Source organism: Streptomyces sp. NPDC048600 (assembly GCF_055587025.1).
Genome location: NZ_JBVJGZ010000044.1, coordinates 1 through 24,657 on the forward strand (window position 1 = coordinate 1; position 24,657 = coordinate 24,657).

The 24,657-nt window shown below is 72.6% G+C and carries 21 protein-coding genes, 1 pseudogene and 1 riboswitch; of the genes and pseudogenes, 3 read left to right on the forward strand and 19 right to left on the reverse strand.

The window, feature by feature from the left end; translation table 11 throughout:
* Window positions 1–79: 79 nt before the first annotated feature.
* The 3 genes and pseudogenes from ACZ6SQ_RS35750 to ACZ6SQ_RS35760 form a co-directional block, all read right to left on the reverse strand.
* Window positions 80–565, reverse strand: a pseudogene (locus ACZ6SQ_RS35750) (ATP-binding protein); the annotation flags it as partial.
* A gap of 294 nt (window positions 566–859) precedes the next feature.
* Entirely contained in the window at window positions 860–2,263 is a 1,404-nt protein-coding gene (locus tag ACZ6SQ_RS35755; protein ID WP_469569715.1) for a glycoside hydrolase family 5 protein, read from the reverse strand.
* Window positions 2,264–2,443: 180 nt separating this feature from the next.
* Window positions 2,444–3,664, reverse strand: a complete 1,221-nt coding sequence (locus ACZ6SQ_RS35760) for an MBL fold metallo-hydrolase (protein WP_469569717.1) — start codon at window positions 3,662–3,664, stop codon at window positions 2,444–2,446.
* A gap of 276 nt (window positions 3,665–3,940) precedes the next feature.
* Between ACZ6SQ_RS35760 and ACZ6SQ_RS35765 the strand changes: the two genes are divergently transcribed.
* Window positions 3,941–5,128 carry a Glu/Leu/Phe/Val dehydrogenase dimerization domain-containing protein gene (locus tag ACZ6SQ_RS35765; RefSeq protein WP_469569719.1) on the forward strand — a complete coding sequence of 396 codons (1,188 nt, stop codon included), beginning with the start codon at window positions 3,941–3,943 and terminating at the stop codon, window positions 5,126–5,128.
* Window positions 5,129–5,224: 96 nt separating this feature from the next.
* Window positions 5,225–5,836 carry a TetR family transcriptional regulator C-terminal domain-containing protein gene (locus tag ACZ6SQ_RS35770; RefSeq protein WP_469569721.1) on the forward strand — a complete coding sequence of 204 codons (612 nt, stop codon included), beginning with the start codon at window positions 5,225–5,227 and terminating at the stop codon, window positions 5,834–5,836.
* A gap of 70 nt (window positions 5,837–5,906) precedes the next feature.
* Here ACZ6SQ_RS35770 and ACZ6SQ_RS35775 read toward each other — a convergent pair whose 3' ends face one another.
* From ACZ6SQ_RS35775 to ACZ6SQ_RS35785, 3 genes are all read right to left on the reverse strand, one after another.
* Window positions 5,907–6,668, reverse strand: coding sequence for an SIMPL domain-containing protein (locus ACZ6SQ_RS35775; RefSeq protein ID WP_469569723.1), 762 nt, complete (start codon window positions 6,666–6,668; stop codon window positions 5,907–5,909).
* A 414-nt stretch (window positions 6,669–7,082) separates the two neighbouring features.
* On the reverse strand, window positions 7,083–7,868 hold the full coding sequence (locus ACZ6SQ_RS35780) for an SGNH/GDSL hydrolase family protein (protein ID WP_469569790.1): 786 nt from the start codon (window positions 7,866–7,868) through the stop codon (window positions 7,083–7,085).
* Window positions 7,869–8,072: 204 nt separating this feature from the next.
* The gene (locus ACZ6SQ_RS35785; protein WP_469569724.1) at window positions 8,073–9,047 is read right to left on the reverse strand and encodes a peptidoglycan DD-metalloendopeptidase family protein; all 975 of its coding nucleotides are present in this window, start codon (window positions 9,045–9,047) and stop codon (window positions 8,073–8,075) included.
* Between the two features lie 4 nt (window positions 9,048–9,051).
* Window positions 9,052–9,211: riboswitch (cyclic di-AMP (ydaO/yuaA leader) on the reverse strand.
* A gap of 606 nt (window positions 9,212–9,817) precedes the next feature.
* On the opposite strand from ACZ6SQ_RS35785, the gene ACZ6SQ_RS35790 reads away from it, so the two are divergent.
* Complete coding sequence (locus ACZ6SQ_RS35790; RefSeq protein WP_469569726.1) at window positions 9,818–10,615, forward strand: tyrosine-protein phosphatase; 798 nt, start codon at window positions 9,818–9,820, stop codon at window positions 10,613–10,615.
* Between the two features lie 63 nt (window positions 10,616–10,678).
* On the opposite strand, the gene ACZ6SQ_RS35795 is transcribed toward ACZ6SQ_RS35790, so the two are convergent.
* The 13 genes from ACZ6SQ_RS35795 to hpnC form a co-directional block, all read right to left on the reverse strand.
* The gene (locus ACZ6SQ_RS35795) at window positions 10,679–10,798 is read right to left on the reverse strand and encodes a DUF6126 family protein (RefSeq protein ID WP_386378290.1); all 120 of its coding nucleotides are present in this window, start codon (window positions 10,796–10,798) and stop codon (window positions 10,679–10,681) included.
* A complete protein-coding gene (locus ACZ6SQ_RS35800; protein ID WP_469569728.1) occupies window positions 10,795–11,421 on the reverse strand; it encodes a helix-turn-helix domain-containing protein in 627 nt (208 codons plus the stop codon). Before ACZ6SQ_RS35800 ends, ACZ6SQ_RS35795 begins: the two co-directional genes overlap by 4 nt.
* Window positions 11,422–11,551: 130 nt before the next feature.
* Complete coding sequence (locus ACZ6SQ_RS35805) at window positions 11,552–12,961, reverse strand: aspartate aminotransferase family protein (RefSeq protein ID WP_469569730.1); 1,410 nt, start codon at window positions 12,959–12,961, stop codon at window positions 11,552–11,554.
* The gene (dxs, locus tag ACZ6SQ_RS35810) at window positions 12,958–14,880 is read right to left on the reverse strand and encodes a 1-deoxy-D-xylulose-5-phosphate synthase (RefSeq protein ID WP_469569733.1); all 1,923 of its coding nucleotides are present in this window, start codon (window positions 14,878–14,880) and stop codon (window positions 12,958–12,960) included. The genes ACZ6SQ_RS35805 and dxs overlap by 4 nt, the downstream gene beginning before the upstream one ends.
* 27 nt (window positions 14,881–14,907) lie before the next feature.
* Window positions 14,908–16,065 carry a flavodoxin-dependent (E)-4-hydroxy-3-methylbut-2-enyl-diphosphate synthase gene (gene ispG, locus ACZ6SQ_RS35815; protein ID WP_469569735.1) on the reverse strand — a complete coding sequence of 386 codons (1,158 nt, stop codon included), beginning with the start codon at window positions 16,063–16,065 and terminating at the stop codon, window positions 14,908–14,910.
* Between the two features lie 4 nt (window positions 16,066–16,069).
* Complete coding sequence (gene hpnH, locus ACZ6SQ_RS35820) at window positions 16,070–17,092, reverse strand: adenosyl-hopene transferase HpnH (protein WP_469569737.1); 1,023 nt, start codon at window positions 17,090–17,092, stop codon at window positions 16,070–16,072.
* 5 nt (window positions 17,093–17,097) lie between these two features.
* Window positions 17,098–17,739 carry a phosphorylase family protein gene (locus ACZ6SQ_RS35825; protein WP_469569739.1) on the reverse strand — a complete coding sequence of 214 codons (642 nt, stop codon included), beginning with the start codon at window positions 17,737–17,739 and terminating at the stop codon, window positions 17,098–17,100.
* Entirely contained in the window at window positions 17,739–19,742 is a 2,004-nt protein-coding gene (shc, locus tag ACZ6SQ_RS35830; RefSeq protein WP_469569740.1) for a squalene--hopene cyclase, read from the reverse strand. The genes ACZ6SQ_RS35825 and shc overlap by 1 nt, the downstream gene beginning before the upstream one ends.
* A 121-nt stretch (window positions 19,743–19,863) precedes the next feature.
* Window positions 19,864–20,928 carry a polyprenyl synthetase family protein gene (locus ACZ6SQ_RS35835; protein WP_469569792.1) on the reverse strand — a complete coding sequence of 355 codons (1,065 nt, stop codon included), beginning with the start codon at window positions 20,926–20,928 and terminating at the stop codon, window positions 19,864–19,866.
* A 68-nt stretch (window positions 20,929–20,996) separates the two neighbouring features.
* Window positions 20,997–22,433 (reverse strand): hydroxysqualene dehydroxylase HpnE, encoded by a 1,437-nt coding sequence (gene hpnE, locus ACZ6SQ_RS35840; protein WP_469569742.1) that lies wholly within the window; start codon window positions 22,431–22,433, stop codon window positions 20,997–20,999.
* Window positions 22,430–22,615: a DUF6380 family protein gene (locus ACZ6SQ_RS35845; protein WP_469569744.1), complete on the reverse strand. Its 186-nt coding sequence runs from the start codon at window positions 22,613–22,615 to the stop codon at window positions 22,430–22,432. Before ACZ6SQ_RS35845 ends, hpnE begins: the two co-directional genes overlap by 4 nt.
* Entirely contained in the window at window positions 22,615–23,565 is a 951-nt protein-coding gene (hpnD, locus tag ACZ6SQ_RS35850) for a presqualene diphosphate synthase HpnD (RefSeq protein ID WP_469569746.1), read from the reverse strand. The genes ACZ6SQ_RS35845 and hpnD overlap by 1 nt, the downstream gene beginning before the upstream one ends.
* Window positions 23,562–24,494 carry a squalene synthase HpnC gene (hpnC, locus tag ACZ6SQ_RS35855; RefSeq protein ID WP_469569748.1) on the reverse strand — a complete coding sequence of 311 codons (933 nt, stop codon included), beginning with the start codon at window positions 24,492–24,494 and terminating at the stop codon, window positions 23,562–23,564. The genes hpnD and hpnC overlap by 4 nt, the downstream gene beginning before the upstream one ends.
* Window positions 24,495–24,657: the final 163 nt, after the last annotated feature.

Consider the following 24,657-nt stretch of genomic DNA (forward strand, 5'->3'; position numbering starts at 1 on the left):
CCCCCCCCCCCCCCCCCCCCCCCCCCCCCCCCCCCCCCCCCCCCCCCCCCCCCCCCCCCCCCCCCCCCCCCCCCCCCCCCCCCCCCCCCCCCCGGGCCAGGTCGGCGGAGAGCAGTTCGAAGTCGTCGGCGTCCTCGGGCGGCCCGGAGCGCGGTCCCCGCCGGGGCGGGGTCTCGCCCCGGCGCAGGGCCTCCACGAGGGTGCGCAGATCGGCCTCGCGGCGGGCGCTGCCGCGGCGCAGCGCGCCGACCCGCTCGTGCACGGACCGCGCGGCCCGGTCGGCGGCCACGGCCGCGATGGCGATGCCGACGAGCGTCACGCCGACGGCTCCGGCGAGTACGGCCCACAGGGTGACGCTGTTGCGGACGCCCGTGGAGCGGACGGTGAACAGCACGGCCGCGCTGGCGCTGAGGGCGACCGCGGTGGGGGGCAGCACGGCCAGCCTCAGCAGCTGCGGTCGTATGGGGGCCTCGGGCAGTGCGGGTGCGGTACGGGCGACCGGCCGTCCGTGCCGCCCGCCCTCGCGGCGGTCTGCGCGTGCGGCCGGTGCGCGGAGGTGAGACATCGGTGTCCTCGTACTGGTCCGTCTACTGATCCGTCTCAGGGCTGCCCGTCGGTGCCCGGGCACTGGCCGGCCGAAACCGGCCCTGCGTCGCTCGACGGGCACTCACGGTAGTCGCCAACGCATGAGGTCCGGTGGGCAGTTGACAAACTCCTCCGCCATCCGTCCCGCTCTGGTATGAGCTTTCGCACGTCAGACCGATAACCGCCCGGACACGCCGGTCGTGAAGCGCACCGAACCGGTCCGAGCCGATCGAAAGCGATCACAGGCGGTGACACTCGCTTCCGTCCCGACGGGTCACCTCGGCGTGACCACCACCGTCACCCGGCCGCCCGGCCGGGCGTGCACGCGGGCCGTGGCCGACCGGTCCGCGGGGAGCACCGGCGTCGCGGTCCGCCCGGCGCCGCTCACGGCGACCCGCCAGCCGCCCGGCCGGGACGGCACCCGGATCTCGGTGACACCGGGGGCGGCGCGGTAGTCGAGGCGGTAGGCGCCGGTGGCGGGGTCACGGGTCTCGATGAGCCCGCTGCCCGCCACGGCCGGGGCGTACGGCGCGGCGGTCAGGTCCTTGTTGGGTTGCAGCACCCCTTGCCCGTCCAGGGCGCAGTAGCCGCCGCCGTAGCACCAGACGTAGCCCGCCCAGCCGGAGCCGTAGCGCTCCAGCGAGGCGAGCGCGTCGCGGTAGAAGCGGCTCATGTTGGGGAGCGAGTTGTTCAGCGGCCCCCACTCCCCCACGACCACCGGGACGCGGTGGCGCCGCGGATACACGGTGACGGCCGCCTCGTACGACTCGATCCAGCGCGCGGCCGGGTCGTAGTCGGCGCCCGCCTCCATCGCCGTGTTGTAGAAGTGCGGAGCGTACACGGCCTTGGGGTCGTCCACCCGGCCGAGTCCGGTGGGTACGCCCTCGCCCACGATCGGGGTGGGCTCGAAGAAGATCCAGGCGTCGCGGTCGGCGGCGCGCACGGCGTCGGCCAGCCGGTTGTACATCGGGGTGAGCTGTTCTGCCTCGATCCGCCCGGCCGCCGTCGCCAGGTCCTCGCCCTCGCGCAGCTCGCCCATCGGCTCGTTGATCAGGTCGTAGCCGAACACGGCCGGGTGGTGGGCGAACCGCCCGGCCAGCACCCGCCACATGGCGGCCTGGGCGCGCCGCAGGTCGGGGTCCTCGTAGAGATGGGTGAAGGCGCGCTGGACGGCGGGCTCGAAGTACTCGGAGAACCAGTCGCCGGGTCGCGGGGTGAACGGCAGCCCGTCGGTCCTGGTGGCCCACGCCGGAATGCCGCGATGGCCGAACGCGGGCCCGAAGACGTCCTGATGGGCGTCGACCAGCACCTTGATCCGGTACCGGTGCGCCCAGTCGAGGACGCGCTCGACGCGCCGCAGGTAGTCCTCGCTGTACCGGCCCCGCTCGGGCTCCAGGTCGTCCCAGAACACCAGCAGCCGGGCGAAGTTGAAACCGTGGTCGCGCAGATCCCTGAAGTGCCGTTCGGTGACGGCGGACAGGGCCTGGTCACCGCGGTGGACCTTGTCCTCGACGTTCCAGCCGCGCAGGGTGAGCACCCGGCCGCGGTCGTCGGTGAGCCGGGGCACGTCCTCGCCGGGCACGGTGTGCACGGGGGCGACCTGGGCACCCGCCCGGGCAGCGGTCCCGGCCCCGAGCAGGGCGGCGCAGACGAGCGCGGCGAACAGTCGTCGGTACACGGGCGGACCTCCGGCACGGTCGGGTCGACTGGTGCCGGAGATCCCATCAGCAGATCTGACGGTCCATCAAGAGGTGCGACAGAACGTGTCGTTCGCCTGTGCATCGCGGTACGACGACGGCAGTCGGCACGGCACCCTCGGCCCAGGCCTTCGCCGGTGTCCCGTAGTCCCGTAGTCCCGTCAGCGGTCGCCCGCGAGGTCCAGGTCGGGTCGGGCGTCCGCGGCCGGGCCGGAGCCTGAGGGGGTCTGGGCCAGGGGGGTCGACTGTCCGGAGCGGCGCCAGGTGGCCGGGAGCGGGGCCGACAGGACGCGCCACCAGGCCTCACCCGGCACCTTGCCGCCGGGCTCGAAGGGCTGGCCGGGGCGGGGGAAGGCCGCTGTCTGGCCGGCCTCGTCGGCCGCGTCCTTGGTCCACTCGCCCGGCTCGGCCCAGGCGTGCGGGGCGAGGTTGAAGGTGGCCCAGTGGATCGGCAGCAGCACGCCCGCGGGGGCACCGCCCTGGAGGTCGAGGTGGGCGCGCAGCGCCTCGGCCGGGGTCATGTGGATGTCGGGCCAGAACTCGCTGTACGCGCCGAGCTGGATCATCGTCGCGTCGAACGGGCCGTGCTCGGCGCCGATCTCCTGGAAGCCCTCGAAGTAGCCGGTGTCGCCGCTGTGGTAGACGCGGTGCTCCTCGCCGGCGACGACCCAGGACGCCCACAGGGTGTGCTGGGTGTTGCGCAGGCCCCGGCCGCAGAAGTGGCGGGCCGGCGTCGCGGTGAGGGTGAGTCCGCCTATACGGGTGGCCTCGTGCCAGTCCAGCTCGCGCAGCCGGTCGGCGGAGACGCCCCAGTGCTCCAGGTGCGCGCCGACGCCGAGCGGCACGGCGAAGACCGTGTCCGTGTCCGCCAGGGCCTTGATCGTGGGCAGGTCCAGATGGTCGTAGTGGTCGTGGGAGATCACGACGACGTCGACCGGGCCGAGCGCGGCCAGCGGCAGCGGCGCGGGGTGCAGACGCTTGGGTCCGGCGAAGGCGAACGGGGAGCAGCGCGTGCCCCAGACCGGGTCGAAGAGCACCCGCCTGCCGTCGATCTCCGCGAGGACGCTGGAGTGCCCCATCCAGGTCAGGCGCAGGCCGGTGGAAGGCGGCCGGGAGATGTCTGCGAGGGTCGTCGCGTGGACCGGGATCGGGCCGCGCGGGCCCCGGCGGGCGCGGGCGTCCTTGTCGAAGTAGATCTTGGCGAAGTCCAGGGCGGAGCCGGAGGGCCGGGTACGGGCGGGACCGCCGGGATTCTGGAAGACACCGTCCTTGAAGTGCGGCGATCTACGGATCCGGGCCATGCGCTCACCGCTCGGGTCCACGCCGAAGGCCTCGGGCTGAAGCGCGCTGAGCCCGGCGCTCAGGGGACGGAAACCGGCCACGGTACCTCCAGGTGGAGTCGGTGAGGCTTTCCATTATGGTCCGCCCCTCCGACAACGCCGGGTCCGTCCAGTCACAGCGCCGTGACAGCGGGTGGCGGCCATGACCGGGCCGTCACGTTGACAGTCCCCCGGCCGCGTTTCGATACTGACCGCTGATTCAGTAAATGCGTTCCGGTGACCCCGCCCCGCCCCCGGGCGGGCGGCCCGGGGCGCGTCCGGTCACGGTGGACCTCGCCACGGTCGGCCCACCCCGATCACCGTCCCCGAGGAGTCTCCATGACCACCCCCCTGCTGTCGCTCACCTGGACCGATCACATCACCGGACGGCAGGGCTTCCTGGTCGTCGACCGGCTGGTGCGCGGCGTCTCCAGCGGCGGACTGCGGATGCGGCCGGGCTGCACCCTCGACGAGGTCACCGGGCTCGCCCGGGGCATGACCATGAAGGAGGCCCTGCACTACAACCCGCTGGGCCGCTACGTCCCGCTCGGCGGCGCGAAGGGCGGCATCGACTGCGACCCGCGGGACCCGGAGGCGTACGGCCTGCTGGTGCGGTACCTGCGGGCCATGCGGCCGTACGTCAAGCACTGCTGGACCACCGGTGAGGACCTCGGGCTGACCCAGGACCTGGTCGACCGGGCCGCCGCCGAGGCGGGGCTCGTCTCCTCGATCCAGGCGGTGTACCCGCTGCTGGACGACGAGGCGGCCGCCCGCGCCCGGCTCGCCGACGCCTTCGCGGTGGAGGTGGACGGCATCGGGCTCGACGAGCTGGCGGGCGGCTGCGGGGTGGCCGAGGCCGCGCTCACGGCCCTGGACCGGGCCGGTGCCCCGTACACCGGCACCCGGGTCGCCGTGCAGGGGCTCGGCACCATGGGCGGGGCCACCGCCCGCTTCCTCTCGCGCGCGGGGCTGACCGTGGTGGCGGTCGCCGACGTCAAGGGCACCGTCGCCAACCCGGCCGGGCTCGACGTGGAGGCCCTGCTCGCGGCGCGCGACTCCTACGGCACCGTGGACCGGTCCGCGCTGCGGCCCGGCGACCGCGAACTGCCGGGCGACGCCTGGCTGTCGGCCGACGCGGAGATCCTGGTCCCGGCCGCGGTGTCTTACACGATCGACGCGGCGAACCAGGAACGCGTACGGGCGCGCTGGATCGTGGAGGCGGCCAACATGCCGGTCGTGGCCGAGGCGGAGGCACTGCTCGCCGCGCGCGGGGTGAGCGTGCTGCCGGACGTGGTGGTCAACTCCGGGACGAACGCCTGGTGGTGGTGGACCCTGTTCGGCGACATCGGCGCCGACGCGGACGAGGCGTTCGCGTACACGCGCCGCTCGATGCGCGCCCTGGTCGGGCAGATGCTCGAGCGCGCCGAGGCCGACGGAACGACCCCGCGGGCCGCCGCGCACGCGATCGTGGCGGAACGGCTCCCGGTGATCGCGGAGCGGTTCGGCTGGTACGGGACGGCCGGCTGAGCGGTCGCCGGGGGCGGGACGCGGTGTCACGGAGCGCCCTCACCCGGCCGCCCCGGCCCGGCGGGCGGGTGGGGGCCGCTGTGTAGGGTGATCCGCGTGGCGAGAGTGCGGTTGAGCGTGGCGGAGCGGCGCGAGGAGTTGCTGCGGGCCGCCATCGGGCAGATCGAGGCACGGGGTGTGGCCGCCGTGCGGATCGCCGACGTCGCCTCCGCGCTGGGCGTGAGCAACGCGCTGGTGCTGTATCACTTCTCGACCAAGGAGAAGCTGGTCGCCGCGGCCTTCGCCCACGCCGCCGAGGGCGACCTGGTCCGGCTGCGCAAGCTGCTCGGCCGTCGTACCACCGCGGTGCGCCGGCTGCGCGCCGCCGTTCGCTGGTACGCCCCGACCGGGCAGGCCAAGGGCTGGCGGCTGTGGATCGAGGGCTGGGCGGCCGCCCTGCGCGAGCCGGTGCTGCGGGACGTCACCCGTGATCTCGACCGGCAGTGGAAGGCCGCGCTCACCGAGGTGATCGCCGAAGGCGTCGCGGCGGGCGAGTTCCGCTGCCCCGACCCCGCCGCCAGCGCGCTGCGGCTGACCGCCCTCCTGGACGGTCTCGCGGTCCAGCTGACGTCCTACCCGGGCGCGATGTCCCGGACCCGGGCGACGGACTGGGCGGAGGAGGCACTCGCACGGGAACTCGGCCTGGAGCGCGAGGCGTTGACGGCGTAGGACGTCGCCGGGCACGACGGCCGGAACCCCTCGGCCCGGCCCGACGCCCGCGCGGGGCCCCGCTCGGGGGTCACTCCAGTTCGTAGACCGCCGTGACCGTGGAGGTCGCGCGGATCTCGCCCGGGGCGATCGGTACGCCCACGGTGGTGCCGTCGGGCGCGTCGGCCGTCGGCGGGAAGGGACGCGGGGTGCTGGTGGTGTCCTCGGTCAGGGAGATCAGCCGCCCCAGGCTCCGGCCCCCGAGGTGGGCGTACTGCTCGGCCTTGGTGTGCGCGTCCTCGTACGCCGCCTGCCGGGCGCGCGCCCGCAGCGGGCCGGGGTCGGCCACGTCGAAGGCGACGGAGTGGATACGGCCCGCAGTGCCGGTGGCGTCCGTGACAGCCTGGAGGATGGCGCCCGTGCGGTCCACGTCGCGCACCTTCAGGGTGAAGGACTGCGCGGCCTGGTAGCCCTTCAGCTGCGAGGTTCCCTCCTGGTACTCGTAGACCGGGGTGAGGGACACGCTCTCGGTGCGGATGTCGCCCTCGGAGATGCCTTGTCCCCTGGCGGCCCGAAGCAGCGCCGTGGCCGCCTCGCTCTGCGCGTCCAGGGCCGTCCGGGGTGTCTCGGCGACGGACTCGACACCGGCCCCGACGACCGCGAGGTCGGGTTCGGTGGTGGCGCTGCCCTCACCGGTGACGGTGACGGTCGAGGCGTGCGGGGCGGTGGCCGCGGGGGCCGGCGTCGGCCCCGGGAGCGCGGTGGCCGCGGTGGCGGCGGCGGTCGGCAGGCCGAGGGCGAGCAGGATGACCGCGAGGGCGGCGGTCGTGCGGGGTGGTGCTGTGGGGGGCATACGGGCCGGTCCTTTCGGGTGCGCTGGGATATCGCGGTCATCCCAGCACCACGCCCACCCCGACGCCGCGCACCACTCCAGCGCGGTCACCTCTCTGGCCGCCTCAGCCCTCGAGAGACGCGGGGATCTGCACAAACCCCTCAACCACCCCGCACCCCGACACCAACCAAACCACCCACCCACCTCAAAGGGGCGCGAGGAACTGCGCAAAACCCCCAACCACCCCCCGCCCCGACGCCAACCGAGCCACCCACCCACCTCAGGGGCGCGGGGAACTGCGCAAAGCCACAGCCAACCCGCACCCCCACGCCGACCGAGCCCCCACGTCCCCACACCCCCGGGCCCGCGGAACACCCCACCCGGCAGGCGCCACCCGGCAGGCGCCACCCGGCAGGCGCCACCCCGCGTCGGCCGTCAGGCCACCTTCCCGATCCGATGCCGAATATCGTCCGCACTCAACGCACCCTTGGCGGTGACATGATCCCCGGACGACTCTCCCCGCAGACGGCGCCCGATCCAGGGCACGAGGTACTCACGGGCCCACTGCACGTCGTCCCGGCGAACCTCGAGGGTGCCGCGCGGCGGCAACGCCGGCCAGGGCTGCTCGGGGTCGGCGGGGACCTCGACCCCGAGGGCCTGCCCGGCGCGCAGGGCCACGCGGGTGTGACCCTCGGGCGAGAGATGCAGCCGGTCGTCGTCCCAGGCCCGGCGGTCCTGGACGGACCTGAGGGACCACAGGTCGAGCACCGGGCACCCGTACCGGTCCGCGACGGCCCGCACATGCCCGTTGTACGTGGCGATCTTGCCGCGCAGATGCTTGAGCAGCGGCACGCCACGGGTGTCGAACCCGGTCGTCACCAGCACCGTGCCGACCGCGCCGGTCAGCGCGGCGATCGCCCGCTCGAACCGCTCGGCGACGTCGTCGGGGTCGGTGCCGGGCCGGAGGATGTCGTTGCCGCCCGCGCAGAAGGAGACCAGGTCGGGGGCGAGCTCAGCCGCCCGCGGCAACTGGTCCTCCACGATCTGGTCGAGCAGCTTCCCGCGCACGGCCAGGTTGGTGTAGTCGAAATCGCCCTCGGGCCGCCGGTCGGCGAGAAGCACCGCGAACCGGTCCGCCCACCCCACGAACGCCCCGTCGGGGCCGGGGTCGCCGACGCCCTCGGTGAAGCTGTCCCCCACCGCCACGTACGACCCGATCACTGATCTGCTGTCGTTCTTCGAATCGTCTGCCACGTCGGCCCATGATTCCCCCTCGAATGTGACCTACGCGACCGTAGGCAGGGGTTGACGGGCGGTGACATAAGCCACTGGTCAAGTCTTGGCATCCGCGGAATAACTCCGGGCACGGCGAAGGCCGGACCCGGGGATCGGGGTCCGGCCTTCGGCGGGGGTGGAGCGGGGGCGTCAGCCGATGGACACACCGTGCGAGCGCAGGTACGCGATCGGGTCCACGTCCGAGCCGTAGTTCGGGGTGGTGCGGATCTCGAAGTGCAGGTGCGGGCCGGTGGAGTTGCCGGTGGTGCCGGAGAGGCCGACCTGCTGCCCGCCGGTCACGGACTGACCGGCGGAGACGGAGAGGGAGGACAGGTGGGCGTACTGGGCGTAGTGGCCGTCGGCGAGCTGGATGACGACCTGGTTGCCGTACGCGCCGGCCCAGCCCGCGGAGACGACGGTGCCCGCGCCCACGGCCTTCAGCGAGGTGCCGGTCGGGACGACGAAGTCGGCGCCCGTGTGGTAGCCGCTGGCCCACATGCCGCCCGCCACGCGGTAGGCCGTGCCGACGCCCGCGCCGGAGACCGGGGCGCTGAAGCCGTTGGCCGTGGTGGTGGCCGTCTGGGAGGCGGTGGACGCGCCGGAGGAGGACTGCTGCGCGGAGGACTTCGAGGCAGCGGAGGACTTCGAGGCCGCGGAGGGCTTGGACGTCCCGGCGGACCCGGAGGAGGACTGGCGCGGCGCGGCCGGAGCCTCGGACCGGGCCTCGGCCGCCTTCTTGCCGAGCGTGAGCTTCAGGCCCGGGTGGATCAGCGACGGGTCGCCGCCGACGGCCTCACGGTTGTCCTGGTAGAGCTTCTGCCAGCCACCGCTGACCTTCTGCTGCGCGGCGATCTTCGACAGATAGTCGCCGGACTTCACGGAGTAGGTGCGCGGGACCGAGTTCACGGCGGCGGCCTTGGTGGCGGCCTTCGTGGCCACGGCGGACTTCTGGACCGTGACGGCCGACTGGGCGGCCTGGTGGGAAACGGTCTGTCCGGTGGCGGCGTTGGCGCCACCGGCCCCGAGCAGCGGGAGGGCGAGAGCCGCTCCGCCGGTTCCGGCGACGGCGAGAGTACGGGTCAGGCGCAGGGCCTTGGGACGACGGTGCTTACCCTTCGCGGGCATGGCGAATTCCTCTCCGGCGCCTGCGAGGTGAGCTGTCGGGTGCGGACTGGAGATGTCCGGCCGCGCCGAGGCGCGGCTTTACCCCAAGCCTGAATCCGGAGACCGGAACAGGCTGATGTACCTGTGGGTCCCCCGCTCCTGCCGTGCACGGGTGGGTCGGTGCGGGCTCCGGTCGGCGGCAGGATTAGGCGTCCGTCCGGATCGGTGGCGAACGTAAGCGAGCAAGGCGCAAACGGACAAGCAAGAGGTTCCGCCCGAAGCATGAGTTCTTGATCCCTTCGGGAATTTCCCGGTCACACTCCGTGCAATATGACCTTGTCGGGTTGCTCAAATGCCCTTGAAAACCCCTTTGATTACGTGAGCATGACGAACGACTCACCGTCACCGATATGACGCTCCTCACGTGACATGTCTCCAGGTTCCTTTATTCCAGAGCGAGTTGGAATGAAGGCGCTAATTCGGACAGAAAGCCCAGAAGTGGCGGAGCAGGAGAACTGCCGCATCGAGACTGCCCTGATATCGCCATCAATGGGACACCTTGGCGGATTAGTCCGTTTCGATCCATTCGCACCCCGAGTCCCGCTCGCCCGGCTCCGGATGACCCTCCCCCACCCGGAGGGGGCGGCCGGGCGACCGCGCGCGCCGGAGCAACACACCACCCCGCCGAGACCCCCGGGCGCCAACTCGTTGCCTCAGGAAGCCATGTCGTATCGTCGACAGCACGCCCGTCGACGAGCCGCGCCGAAGGGTCCGACCGGGAGGGAGCCCCCGTGACGCAGCAGGTCCCGTCCACCGAGCCCGAGCTGGCCGGCGTGCGTAATTTCCGTGACGTGGGCGGACTGCCGACCGTCGACGGACGCCGGGTGCGCCACGGCGCGCTCTACCGCAGCGGCCACCTCGCGCACGCGACCGCGGAGGACGCCGTCTTCCTCTCCTCCCTCGGCCTGCACACGATCTTCGACTTCCGCAACGCCGCCGACCAGCAGCTGGAGGGCCCGGACGTCGACCTGCCGGGTGTGCGCAACGTCAACCTGCCGCTGAGCGACCCGGCCGACGGCGCCGAGTTCTGGAAGATGGTCCGCGACGGCGACCTGGACCAGCTGCGCTCGATCCTCGCGGACGGCAAGGCGGCGGGCCGGATGATCGCCTCCTACCGCATGATCATTCGTGAGCGCACCGCCGAGCACTCGCGCGTGCTGCACGCCCTCGCCGAGGACAGCGTCCCCGCGCTGATGCACTGCGCGGCGGGCAAGGACCGCGCGGGCCTGTCCGTGGCCGTGACCCTGCTGGCCGTCGGGGTCGAGCGCGACGCCATCCTCACCGACTACCTGGAGTCCAACGCCAAGCACCGCCGCTACAAGGTGCGCCGCAACGGCGACGCCGTCTCCGCGTACTCGCCCGAGATCATGGACCTGCTGAGCCCTCTGTTCGACGCGCGCGCCGAGTACCTCACGGCGGCGATGGAGACCATCGAGGAGACCTGGGGCGGGGTCGACGCCTATCTGGAGCGGGGCCTCGGCATCACGCCCGAGACCCGCGAGCGGCTGCGGGACCGGCTCGTCGACTGACGCGGTGCCGGGCTCGGCGCCTGACGCTGAGCCCGGCCCGGGGACGGACGCCGCGGCCCGCTCCTACTTCGCGCCCACCGCGAACAGCAGATACAGGAACCCGGCGAAGACATGGCCGGCCGCGATGTAGATGAACAGCCGCACCCAGAGGGTGCGGGGAAACTTCTGCTCGATGTCGCTCATGGCGTGTCTCCTGTCATGGGTCCCAGGCACAGCGCGGCCGTGGGGCTCTGAAGCAGCGTGTGGACGAAGAGGAGGTCGACACCGCCCGCGTCCTCGGCGGCGATGCGGTGCGGGGTCAGCGAGTCGAAGTGCGCGCTGTCACCGGGGCCGAGCAGATGCGTGGTGTCGCCGAGGCGCAGCCGCAGCCGCCCCTGGAGGACGTGCAGCCACTCCTCGCCGGGGTGGACGCGCACGATGTCGCCCTGGGAGCCGTGCGGCACATGCACCCGCAGCGCCTGCATGCCGCGTCCGGGTGCCCCGGCCTGCCAGTAGGTCCAGCCGCCCGCCCGGGTCGGTTCCATGTCCGTGGCGCGCACGACGGCGTCCCGGTCGGCGACCGTCTCACCGAGCAGCTCGGAGACGGTCGTACCGTAGACCCGGGCGAGGGCGAGCAGCATCGGCAGCGAGGGCTGGCGCTGCCCGGTCTCCAGGCGGGACAGGTGCGCGGGCGAGAGCCCGGCGGATCGCGCCGCGGCCTCCAGAGTGAGGGAGGCACGGCGGCGCAGGGCGCGCAGCTGGGGCGCGACGGCGGGCAGCTCGGCCGCCGCCTCCTCAGGGACGGGCCCGGTCTCGGGAGAGCTCATGCCCTCCATTCAGCCGCATTATTGCCTCTGCGGCAAATCTCTTGCCTCAGAGGCAAAGGGACTCTCCCAGGACGGCTCGTCCGGCGAAAGCCTCCGGAGCCTCCGGCACAGTGGGCCCCTGCGCCGCGGCTCAGCGGTTGGCCACCGCCTGCTTCACCAGGGTCTTCCCGAAGTCCCACATCAGTCCGCCACCGGTGTGCGCGTCGTCCATCACCTCGGTGAACGCCCCGACGAACCGGTCCACCTCCCGTTCCCCGACGATCAGCGGCGGGATCAGCTTGATCACTTCCAGGTGGTCGCCGGAGACCTGGGTGAGGATGCGGTGCCGCTGGAGCAGCGGGACGACCACCATCTGCGCGAACAGGCCCTTGCGGGCGGCCTGGAGCATGGTCCAGCGGCTGCGCAGTTTCAGGGACCTGGGCCGCCCGAACTCGATGCCGATCATCAGCCCCCGGCCGCGTACGTCGGCGAGCAGCTCGTACTTGTCGACGAGGGCCGCGAGCCGTGACCTCAGCAGGTCACCGGTGACCCGCGCGCCCGCGACGATCTGCTCGTTCTCCATGACGGACAGCACGGCGAGGCCCGCCGCCATGGCCTGGGCGTTGGAGCCGAAGCTCGCCGAGTGGACGAGGACCCGGTCCATGGACGAGTAGACCTTCTTGAAGATCCAGTCCTTGCCGAGCGTCGCGCCGACGGGCACGTACCCGCCGGACAGTGCCTTGGCCACGCACACCAGGTCCGGCTCCACCCCGTCCTCGTGCTGGTAGGCGTAGAAGTCGCCGGTCCGGCCGAGGCCGGTCTGCACCTCGTCGGCGATGAGCAGCGCCTTGTGCCGGTGCAGCAGTTCCTGCGCGGCGCGCAGATAGCCGGGCGGGGCCTCGTGCACGCCCTTGCCCTGGATCGGCTCGACGATGAGAGCCGCGACGTCCCCCTTCTTCAACTCCCTTGCCAGCGCGTCCAGATCGCCGAGCGGTACGGCGGTGTCGGGCAGCAGCGGGGCGAAGCCGTCCCGGAAGCCGTCCTCGCCGTTGACGGAGAGGGAGCCGGTGGTCAGACCGTGGAAGGCGTGGTCGCAGTAGAGGACGCGCGGTCTGCCGGTGGCGCGGCGGGCGAACTTCAGCGCGGTCTCCACGGCCTCGGTGCCGCTGTTGCCGAAGAACACCCGGTCCAGGTGCGGGCTGTGGGTGAGCAGCTGCTCGGCGAGCAGGCCGGGCAGCGGCTGGCAGTCGAAGCGGGTGAGGTCGGCGAGGTCCGCGTCGAGGACGTCGTGCAGCGCCTTGCGGACGACGGGGTGGTGGCGTCCGAGGCCCATCACCCCGAACCCGGCGAGCATGTCGAGGTAGTCGTCGCCGTCGGCGTCCCAGAAGTAGGCGCCCTCGGCCCGCTCGTAGACCTTGTCGAAGCCGATGGTGTGCAGCATGCGCGGGAGCTGGTGGTTGAGGTACCTGGTGTGCAGCTCGTAGCGTTCGGCGCCGCGCTCGGCGAGGAGCCCGGCGAGATCGAACTGCCCGGTTCCCGCGGCGGGTTCGGCGTCGGTCATTGCGCCTCCCCGACTGCGCGGCCGAGGCCCGCGGGGCCGTCCTCGCCGGCCTTGTGCACGGCGAGACTCCCGCTGATCGCCCCGGCGATCTCGACCGGGGTCAGCCCGATGTCGGCCAGTACCTCGGCGCGCTTGGCGTGGGCGAGGAACTGCTCGGGGATGCCGAACCGCCGTACCGGCACGTCCACGCCCGCGTCGCCGAGGGCCAGGGCGACGGCCGAACCGACCCCGGCGGCGCGGCTGTTGTCCTCCACCACCGCCACCATCCGGTGCTTGGCGGCGAGGCCGGGCAGGGCGGGGTCGACGGGTTTGACCCAGCGGGGGTCCACGACCGTGCAGCCGATGCCGCGGGCCTGGAGCAGTTCGGCCGCCTGGAGGCACACGGGCGCCATCACACCGACGGCCACCAGCAGCACCTCGGGGTGTTCGTCGCGCAGCAGCACGTCCATGCCGCCGACCCGGTCCACCGCCGGGACGTCCTCCCCCACGCTCTCCTTGGGGAAGCGGACCAGCGTCGGCGCGTCGTCCACGGCGACGGCCTCGCGCAGCTGGGCCCGCAGCTGGGCGGCGTCGCGCGGCGCGGCGATCCGCAGCCGCGGCACCACCTGGAGCACCGACATGTCCCACATGCCGTTGTGCGAGGCCCCGTCGACGCCCGTCACCCCGGCCCGGTCCAGCACGAAGGTCACTCCGCAGCGGTGCAGGGCGACGTCCATCAGCAGCTGGTCGAAGGCGCGGTTGAGGAAGGTGGCGTAGACGGCGACGACCGGGTGCAGTCCCCCGGTGGCGAGGCCGGCCGCGGAGACGGTGGCGTGCTGCTCGGCGATTCCGACGTCCCAGACCCGGTCCGGGAAGCGCTCGGCGAACCGGCCGAGTCCGACCGGGTGCAGCATGGCCGCGGTGATGGCGACGACGTCCTCGCGCTCCTCGCCGATCCTGACGATCTCCTCGCCGAACACGGAGGTCCAGGACGGGCCGCCCGAGGGGGCGAGCGGCTCGCAGGTGAGCGGGTCCATCACACCGACGGTGTGGAAGTGGTCCTCCTCGTGGGCGAGGGCGGGTTCGTAGCCGCGGCCCTTGACCGTGAGGCAGTGCACGAGGACCGGCCCGTGGAAGCGCTTGGCGCGGCGCAGCGCGGACTCGACCGCGCCGATGTCGTGCCCGTCGATGGGGCCGACGTACTTCAGGCCCAGGTCCTCGAACATGCCCTGCGGGGCGAAGGCGTCCTTGAAGCCCTTCTTGGCGCCGTGCAGGGCCTCGTAGAGGGGGTGGCCGATGACCGGGGTGCGCAGCAGGACGTCCTTGCCCCAGGCGAGGAACTTCTCGTAGCCGTCGGTGGTGCGCAGGGTGGCCAGATGGTTGGCGAGGCCGCCGATGGTGGGCGCGTAGGAGCGTTCGTTGTCGTTGACGACGATGATCAGCGGCCGGTCCTTGGCGGCCGCGATGTTGTTCAGTGCCTCCCAGGCCATGCCTCCGGTCAGGGCGCCGTCGCCGGCGACCGCGACGACATGTCCCTTCTCCCCCTGCACCTGGTGGGCCTTGGCGAGGCCGTCGGCCCAGCCGAGCGCGGTGGAGGCGTGGCTGTTCTCGATGACGTCGTGCTCGGACTCCTCGCGGGAGGGGTAGCCGGACAGGCCGCCCTTGCCGCGCAGCTTGGAGAAGTCCTGGCGCCCGGTCAGCAGTTTGTGCACATAGCTCTGGTGTCCGGTGTCCCACAGGATGCGGTCGGCCGGTGACTCGAAGACCCGGTGCAGCGCGATGGTCAGTTCCACCACGCCCAGGTTGGGGCCGAGGTGGCCGCCGGTCCTGGCGACCGCGTGCACCAGGAACTCCCTGATCTCTCCGGACAGTTCGCGAAGCTGCGCCTCGGACAGCGCCTTCAGATCGCGTGGTTGCCGGATGTTCTCAAGAATCGTCACGCTCGGGCCCCCTTCGGTCCGTGCTGTTCAACTCACGGTGACGGCCGGCTCCCCCGGGGCTGCGCCGTCCTGTTCCATCTGCTCGGCGATCTTCATCGCCTCTTCGATGAGGGTCTCCACGATCCTGGACTCGGGGACCGTCTTGATCACCTCGCCCTTGACGAAGATCTGTCCCTTTCCGTTGCCGGAGGCGACACCGAGGTCGGCCTCCCGCGCCTCGCCGGGCCCGTTGACGACGCAGCCCATCACCGCGACCCGCAGCGGCACCTCCATCCCGTCGAGACCGGCGGTGACCTCGTCGGCGAGCTTGTAGACGTCGACCTGGGCGCGGCCGCAGGACGGGCAGGAGACGATCTCCAGCCGTCGCTCCCTGAGGCCCAGCGACTGGAGGATCTGGATGCCGACCTTGACCTCCTCGGCCGGCGGCGCGCTCAGCGAGACCCGGATGGTGTCGCCGATGCCGCGCGAGAGCAGCGCGCCGAAGGCGACGGCCGACTTGATCGTGCCCTGGAAGGCGGGGCCCGCCTCGGTGACGCCCAGGTGCAGCGGGTAGTCGCAGGCGTCGGCGAGCTGCCGGTAGGCCTCGACCATCACGACCGGGTCGTTGTGCTTGACCGAGATCTTGATGTCGCGGAAGCCGTGCTCCTCGAAGAGGGAGGCCTCCCACAGCGCCGACTCGACCAGGGCCTCCGGGGTGGCCCTGCCGTACTTCTCCAGCAGCCGCCGGTCCAGCGAGCCCGCGTTCACGCCGATCCGGATCGGGGTGCCGTGGTCCTTCGCGGTCCGCGCGATCTCCCTGACCTGGTCGTCGAACTTCTTGATGTTGCCAGGGTTCACGCGAACGGCCGCGCAGCCCGCCTCGATCGCGGCGAACACGTACTTGGGCTGGAAGTGGATGTCGGCGATCACCGGGATCTGCGACTTGCGGGCGATCGTCGCGAGGGCGTCCGCGTCGTCCTGGGTGGGACACGCGACCCGGACGATCTGGCAGCCGGACGCGGTCAGCTCGGCGATCTGCTGGAGCGTGGCCCCGATGTCCGAGGTGCGGGTCGTCGTCATCGACTGCACCGAGACGGGGGCACCGCCGCCGACCGGCACCGGCCCGACCTGGATCTGCCGTGACGGGCGCCGCTCGGCGATCGGCCGGGCCGGTACGGCGGGGACGCCCAAGGGGACGGCGGTCATGGCCTCACTCCCGGTTCCCGCCGACCGTCTCGCGCATGGCCCGCAGGGACTCCTTCAGCGAGCCCATGGTGGCCAGCACGGCGGTGGGTTCGTAGCCGCAGTGCGCCATGCAGTTGGCGCAGCGCGGGTCCTTGCCGCGGCCGTACTTGTCCCAGTCGGTGTCCTCGATCAGCTCGCGGTACGTCGGGACGTAGCCGTCGCTCATCAGGTAGCAGGGGCGCTGCCAGCCGAAGAGGGAGTAGTTGGGGATCGCCCAGGCGGTGCAGGGGAAGTCGACCTTGCCCTCCAGGAAGTCCAGGAAGAGCGGGGAGTGGTTGAGCCGCCAGCGGCTCCGGTTGCCGCCGGAGAAGGCCTTCCTGAACAGTTCGCGGGTCTGCTCCACCCCGAGGAAGTGCTCCTGGTCGGGTGCCTTCTCGTAGGCGTAGGCGGGCGAGATCATCATCTCGTCGACCTTCAGCTCGTCGTTGAGGAAGTTGAGCACCTCCACGACGGTCTGCGGGGTGTCGGTGTTGAAGAAGGTGGAGTTGGTGGTGACCCGGAAGCCGCGCCGCTGGGCCTCCTTGATCGCCTCCACCGCCTCGTCGAAGACGCCTTCCTTGGCCACCGACTCGTCGTGCCGCTCCCGCAGTCCGTCGATGTGCACCGCGAAGGCGAAGTACGGGGAGGGGGTGAACTTGTCGATCTTCTTGCGGAGCAGCATGGCGTTGGTGCAGAGGAAGACGTACTTGCGCCTGGCCACCAACTGCCGGACGATCTCGTCGATCTGAGGGTGCATCAGCGGTTCCCCGCCGGCGATCGACACCATCGGCGCGCCGGACTCCAGCACCGCGCCCACCGCCTGGGCCACCGGCATGCGCTGCTTGAGCACGCCCGCCGGGTGCTGGATCTTCCCGCAGCCCTCGCACTTGAGATTGCAGGCGAACAGCGGCTCCAGCTCGACGATGAGCGGGAACTTGTCACGCCTGCGGAGCTTCTGTTCGGCCAGGTATGTAGCAACCTTGATGGACTGTCGCAGCGGCATGGCCATCTGGCTCACCTCCGGGGGAGCAGCAAAGAACGGTGCCATTCGAAGAAAGCGGGAAGAACACAGCGAAGAACGCGGAAAGCTGATATTCCACCGCGCAACGTACCGATCCGGACGAGTTCATGTTCTGGAGCGTCCACGACCACCCGGACGGCCGCAACCGGGCGCTCGCCCGCCCGGACGGCACTCAGGAGCGTGGCGGCCGACTCCATGTCGACCGCGATGGCTCCGGTGGCGCGCAGCGCGGCACGCTCGGCGCCGCGTACCACGTGGTCGGAGCCGATGAGCGGGCCGGTGTGCACGGTGCGGCCGGGAACGGCCCGTGTCAGCTCCTTGACCAGCAAATCGGTGCCCACGCACGGGGTGCTGCCGTGCGGGTCCCGGGTCTCCTCGGCGACGACGAGGTCGCCGGGGTGCATACCGGGGGCCAGGCCCGCGCAGAAGCCGGTGGCGAGCACCGCGGCGTCGGCGAGCACCGGGCCGGCCAGCACCCGGGTGACGGACCGTTCCGCCGCCCTCGGCCCCATCCCGGTGCGCACCACCGTGACCGGCCCGTCCGCGCCGCCTCGGTCGCCCATGCGCAGGGCGAGGTGCTCGATGCCGAGCGCGCAGGCGATCAGCAGCGGAGCCGGGGCGGGCTTGGCCGTCATCAGCCCCCCTCGGCCTCGGTGCGGGGTCCGGCGAAGGGGTCGCCGTTGACGTACCGGCCGAGCGCGGTCAGCGGGAAGACCAGCCGGTACAGGTGGTAGTTGATGGAGAAGTCCCAGGGGAAGCCGGTGCCGGTGAAGTGGGGCTCGTCCCAGGAGCCGTCCTCGCGCTGGCGGGCCGTGAGCCACTCGATGCCGCGCCGGACGGCCTTGGAGTCGTCGTCCCCGGCGGCCAGCAGGGCGAGCAGCGCCCAGGCGGTCTGTGAGGGCGTGGACTCGCCGCGCCCGCCCCAGCCGCGGGTGTCCCGGTAGGAGCGCAGGTCCTCGCCCCAGCCGCCGTCGTCGTTCTGTACGGTCTCCAGCCAGGTCACCGCCCGCCGGATCGACGGGTGGGAGCCGGGCAGGCCGGCCGCGGTCAGGGCGGGCACCACCGAGCCGGTGCCGTAGATGTAGTTGACGCCCCAGCGCCCGAACCACGAGCCGTCCGGCTCCTGTTCGGCCAGCAGCCACCGGATGCCGCGCAGGGTGCGCGGGTCGTGGGCGAGGCCCTCGACGGCGAGCATCTCGACGACGTGCGCGGTGACGTCGGCCGAGGGCGGGTCGATGACCTCGCCGAAGTCGCAGAACGGCAGCCGGTTGGGGAGCTGACTGGTGTTGTCGACGTCGAAGGCGCCCCACGCGCCGTTGCGGGACTGCATGCCGAGGTTCCAGCGCACGGCCCGTCCGACGGCCCGGTCCAGCCGCTCGGAGTCGTGGTGGCGGACCCGGCGCAGCGCGAGGACGACCTCGGCGGTGTCGTCGATGTCGGGGTAGTTGTCGTTGTGGAACTCGAACGCCCAGCCGCCCGGCTGGAGTCCGGGACGCTTGACCGCCCAGTCGCCGGGGCGGACGATCTCCTCGCCGAGCATCCAGTCGGCGGCCTTGACGAGTTGGGGATGGTCGGCGGGCACCCCGGCGTCGGCCAGCGCGATCGTCGCGAGGCAGGTGTCCCACACCGGCGACTGACAGGCCTCGATCATGCGGGCGCCGTCCGCGCGCCACACGGCGAAACGGTCCAGCGAGGCCAGGCCCTCGCGCATCACCGGATGCTTCAGGTCGTAGCCGAGCAGATGCAGCGCGATCAGCGAGTACACGGCCGGCGGCTGGATGCCTCCCCAGCAGCCGTCGTTCTCCTGCCGCTCGATGATCCAGCGGGCGGCGGTGTTCATCGCGGCCTTGCGCAGCCGGTGCGGGGCGACCTTGCGCAGCGCGTGCAGCGTGCGGTCCAGACGCTGGAAGGCGCCGTCCCAACTGACCGGCGGAGCCAGGGGCTTGGGCGGGTTGGGCCGCGCGGGGTCGGTGTGCAGCTCGTCGAGCGGGAAGGGCGCGGGGCGCACCGGGCGCTTGGCCGAGACGACGGTCAGCGGGACGATCGTCTGCCGGGCCCAGCAGCCGAAGTCGTAGATGTTGAGCGGCACCCACGGCGGCAAGTAGATGATCTCCGGCGGGAGTTCGGGCAGGTCCTCCCACTTCCACCAGCCGAACAGGGCGAGCCAGATCCGGGTGAAGACCCGGGCCCCGGCGATCCCGCCGCGCTCGCGGACCCAGGCGGAGGCCTTCGCCATATGGGGTGCGCCGGGGTCGTCCCCGGCCAGCCGCAGGGCGACGTACGCCTCGATGGTGGCGGACAGTTCGCCCGGTCCGCCGTAGAAGGTGGCCCAGGTGCCGTCCTCGCGCTGTTCACCGCGGATGAACAGGGCGGCCGCCCGGGTGGTGGGCTCGTCGAGGATGCCCAGGAACTGGCGCAGCAGCAGATCCTCGGCGTCCATGGTGACGTTCGTCTCCAGGTCGCCCTTCCACCAGCCCTGCGCGTTCTGCCGGGCCAGCAGGTGGTCGGTCGCGCGCCGCATCGCGCGTTCGGCGGCGTCGAGCACCCCGGCCGCCCCGGGGGCGGTGCTGTGTCTCCGTGTGGCCGCGGCAGCGTGGGGCGGCACCGCCCCGGCGCTTCCGTCGGTCGTCGCTGTCATGGCTTCCCCTTCACTGCAGTCGTGCTGGTGGTGCGTCTGCCGTGGGTCCGCCGTCGGCCGACGGGCGCACCGGGTGCGCCCGCGGCCGGCGACTAAGCGAGGTTCGTCCGGCCCATAGTGATCATCTCTTTCGTACGACGACGAAGTCGGCGAGCGCCGAGAACTGCGCCCGGACCCGTTCGGGCATGTCGACGGCGTCCAGGGCCTTCAGGGCGAGGGTGTGCTGGTGGCGGGCCTCGGCGGCGGTCCACTCGCGGCCGCCCGCCTCCTCGATGAGGGCGGCGCGGGCGGCGAACTCAGCCTCGGAGAAGTTCGCGAAGTCGCTGCTCCTGGCGTCGGCGGCGAGCAGCTCACCGAGCCGCTCGGAGGCGGGGCCGCCGGCCGCGAGGGCGGCGACGACCGGCAGGGACTTCTTGCGCTGGCGCAGGTCGCTCCAGGTCTGCTTGCCGGTGGACTGGGGGTCGCCCCAGATTCCGAGGAGATCGTCGACTGCCTGGAAGGCGAGGCCGAGGTGGTGGCCGTACTTCTCCAGATGGTCGGCGGTGTGGTCGTCGGCGCCGCCCAGCACGGCGCCGATGGAGCTGGCGCAGGCGAGCAGGGCGCCGGTCTTGTTGCCCTCCATCTCCAGGCACTCCTCGACGCTGACGCGGTCGCGGTGCTCGTAGGAGATGTCCTGGGCCTGGCCGTCGATGAGGGCGCGGGAGGCGGAGGTCAGCCGGCGGGTGGCGCGGGCGGCCTCGGCGGTGCCCAGCTCCAGCAGGACCTCGTTGGCGAGGGCGAACATGGCGTCGCCGACCAGGATGGCCTGGGCGGGGCCGTGCACCTTCCAGACGGTCTCGCGGTGGCGGCGCCGCTCGTCACCGTCCATCAGGTCGTCGTGCAGCAGCGAGAAGTTGTGGACCAGTTCCACGGCGACGGCACCGGGGACGCCGATCTCGGGCCGGGCGCCGGTGACCTCGGCGGACAGCACGGCCAGGGCGGGGCGTACGGCCTTGCCGCCGTCACCCGCGCTCGGCCTGCCCTCGGCGTCGATCCAGCCGAAGTGGTAGGCGGACACGGTGTCCATGGGCGGCGCCAGGCGGTCGATGGCCGCCCGCAGCACGGGGGTGGTCAGGGTCCGGCCGCGCTCCAGGAGGGTGGTCACGTCCACCGCGGTCTCGCGTTCGGCCGTCGAGGCCGGGGGCACAGTGGGCACAGGTTCTCCTCTTGTTGCGGTGCCGGAGGTGCGGGGACCTGCCGCGCGCTCATCGAGTCTCATGCCGCCGCCTCGAACTCGAAGAGGTGGCGGGGGCGGGGCCGGCCCAGGGCGCTCAGCGCGGCGTCCGCCGCGCCGACACCGCTGCGGACCGCACTCTCCATCGTCGCGGGCCACCCAGTGGCGGTCCACGATCCGGCCAGGTACAGGCCGGGAGCCTTGGTGCGGACGCCGGGCCTGAGCCGTCCGACGCCAGGGGCGGGGGCGAACGTGGCGGTGCGCTCCCGGGTCACGAAGAAGTCCAGCACCTCGGCATCGCGGGCGAGCGGCAGCAGTCGCTCCAGCTCGGGCAGATAGCGCTCGCGCAGCACGGCCACCGGCTCCTCGATGTCCCGCTGCGCGGCCGACTGGGAGACCGCGAGGTACTGGCCGCGGCGCAGCCCGGAGGCGTCGGTGCGGTCGAACACCCACTGCACGGGGGTGCCGAGGGCGGCGACGAACGGCGCGTCGAGCACCTTGCGGTCGTAGACGACATGGACGTTGAGGATCGGCGCGGTGCCGATCTCCAGCAGCCGCTCGGGGGCGTCGAGGGCGCCGGCGGGCAGCAGGTCGTACGCCTCGCGCTGCGGTACGGCGAGGACGACGGCGTCCGCCTCGACGGTCTCGCCGGGAACCTGGACGCTCCAGCGTCCGTTCTCGTGACGGGAGACGGAGGTGACTCGTGTACGGACCTCGGTACGCACGCCCGCGGAGTCGAGCGCCTTGCGGGCCAGCCGGTCGTGCAGTTCGCCGAGCGGGACGTGTGCCCAGCCGATGTCGGCGGCGCCGGGGTCGGACAGCAGACCGGTCTTGAACACCATCGCGGCGAGCCCCAGGGAGGCCTCGCCCGCGACCGCGTTGAGGGTGGCGACCCCGACCAGGTCCCACAGGGCCTCGACGGCACGCGCCGACTGACCGTGCGCGGTCAGCCAGCTGCCGAAGTCCTGTGCGTCCAGGCCCGGATCGGTGAGGTCGAGGCCCTGGAGCGCGAGTGCGGCGCGGCCGACCGCGGCGCGTTCGGCGAGGGAGAGATGCGGATAGGTGGCGAGGCTGCGCCCCAGGTGGAGGGGGACGGGCAGCGCGTCGCGCCGCAGTCTGCCGAGCCTTCGGCCCGCGGGCCGGGCCACGTCGACGACGGGTACGTCGAGCCGCTTCTGGAGCGGGGCGAGGGCGCTGCCCTCGATCCGGTCGAGGAACCACCGGTAGGCGGTGCAGCAGCGCAGATAGACGTGCTGGCCGTTGTCGACGGTGAGGTCGCCGCGCCGGAAGGAGAAGGCCAGGCCGCCCAGTCTCGGTCTGCCCTCGAGCAGGGTGACGCGCATTCCCGCGTCGGCGAGCGCGAGCGCGGCGGTCACTCCGGCGAGCCCGCCGCCGACCACGACGGCGTCCCTCCCGGACGTCCCGGAGGCCTCGGCGAGGCCGGTGAGCGGCTCGTGCGGCCGCTGGCCGTCGGTCATCGTGTGCCCTCCCCCGCAAAGCCGCCATGACGGTTGAACGCTGCACGGCGGGCCGCTGCACTCAGGGACGCCGTCCGTCGGCGGAGGGTTGCGCACCGTTTGCGGCCCGTGCGACGGGCCTCTCTGTGGATGCCTGCGGCGTCACCTCGGCCCGTGCTCTCGGAGCCTGCGGGGCTGTCCATCAGATCCGCCTCCTGCCGGTCCGCGTCACATGGCGGGTGTCCAGTCCGGACAGTCCGCGCACGGCGACGTAGGCCTTCTCGCGGCCGGGCAGGGAGACACGGCCGCGCAGCACGGCCCCGGGGTCGCGCTCGATCCGGTCCAGCAGCCGGCGGTAGATGCCGGCCATGGCCGCGACACAGGCGCCGCTGCGCCGGTCGAGCAGGGGCAGCAGCCGGTAGCCCTCGGCGAACAGGGCGCGGGCCCGGCGCACCTCGAAGTGCACGAGACCGGCGAAGTCGGAGCCCTCGGGCGGCACAGGCCCGCCGTCGAAGCCGGCCGAGCAGCCGAACTTGGCGAGGTCGTCGGCGGGCAGATAGGTGCGCCCGTCCGCGGCGTCCTCACGGACGTCCCGCAGGATGTTGGTGAGCTGCAGCGCGAGCCCGAGGGTGTCGGCGTACTCGGACGCGCGCTCGGCGCCGCGCGCTCCCCGTTCGGTGCCGAACACGCCGAGCGAGAGCCGTCCGATGGCGCCCGCCACACAGCGGCAGTACACCTTCAGATCGTCCCAGGTCTCGTAGGTCTCGCCGCGTACGTCCATCAGCACGCCGTCGATCAGCTCGTCGAGGCCGGTGAGCGGGATCGGGAAGACCCGCGCGGCGTGGGTGAGCGCGACCGCGACGGGGTCGGTGTCGTCCTCGTCGACCGTGCCTGCGCGCACCCGGGCCAGCATGGCGCGGGTGTCCTCCAGCCGGGCCGCCTTGACGTCGGGGGCGAGCGCCCCGTCCCCGATGTCGTCGACGCGGCGCGAGAACGCGTACAGCGCGGACATCGCCCGGCGCTTGGACATGGGCAGCAGCCGGATGCCGTACGCGAAGTTGCGGGCCTGCTGTCCGGTGACGGTCTCGCAGTAGCTGTAGGCGGCGAGTACCGGCGCGGACACGGGTGGTGGAGACTCCACGGACCGGATCACCCCTCTCCTCGCAGTGTGGCGCCCACCTGACGCAGCCGCCGGAGCTTGCCGGGCCTGGGTGGGCCGGGAAGTACGTCGTACTCGGCGGCGGCGATGGCGTCGAGGGCCGCCGCGCCCCCCGCCACGAACCCCGCGAGCAGCAGTCTGAGCCTGCCGTGGACGCTGCCCACGAGGGGTGCGCCCTCGCGCAGCAGGTCACGGGCACGCCCGCTCTCGAACGCGATCAGTGCGCGCACCGAGGCGCCCGCGGACGCCGCGGCGAGGTCGGACTCCTGGACGTGGAAGCGCTTCATGTCCTCGGCGGGCAGATAGATCCGGTCGCGGCCGAGGTCCTCGGCCACGTCCTGGAGGTGTTCGACGATCTGGAGGGCGGTGCAGATCTCGTCGGAGCGGCGGACGCGCTCGGGGGTGGAGGTGCCGGTGACGGCGAGCACGAGCCGGCCGACGGGGTTGGCCGACAGTTCGCAGTAGGCGAGCAGGTCGTCGTAGGTCTCGTACCGGCTGATCAGCTGGTCCTGGCGGTTCGCGGCGATCAGGCCGAGGAAGGGCTCGGGGGTGAGCGCGCGGCGGCGGACGGTCGGCTGCAGGCGGCGCAGCAGCGGGTGCCGGGGTTCGCCGTCGAAGACGCGGCGCAGGTCGGCCTCGAAGGCGTCCAGCATGGCCATGCGGTCGCCGGCGCGGTCCGGGGCCACGCCGAGCAGGCGGGCGTCGGCGCCGCCGGGGGCGAGGTCGCCGTCGCCGATGTCGTCGACGAGGCGGGCGAAGCCGTACACGGCCATGAGGTCGGTGCGCCAGGCGCGGGGCAGGAAGAACGGGGCCACGGGGAAGTTCTCGGCCGCGGCCTTGCCGAGCGTGTCGCGCTCGGGGTCGCCGAGGCGTGTCGTGTGGGTTCCCGTCACCGCTCGCTGCCCTGGGCGGGGACGGCGCATGCCTCGCGGAGCCGGGGAGTTTCCGTAGCCATTGCCGTCACATCTCCCGTTCTACACTGCCGACCCAATACACACTATTTCGGACACGCCGCCGGGCGCTCGGCGCGGCGCCCCGAGGGGCGGTGTCGCGCATTATCGCCCCACTTGCCGCGATTGGGCACCG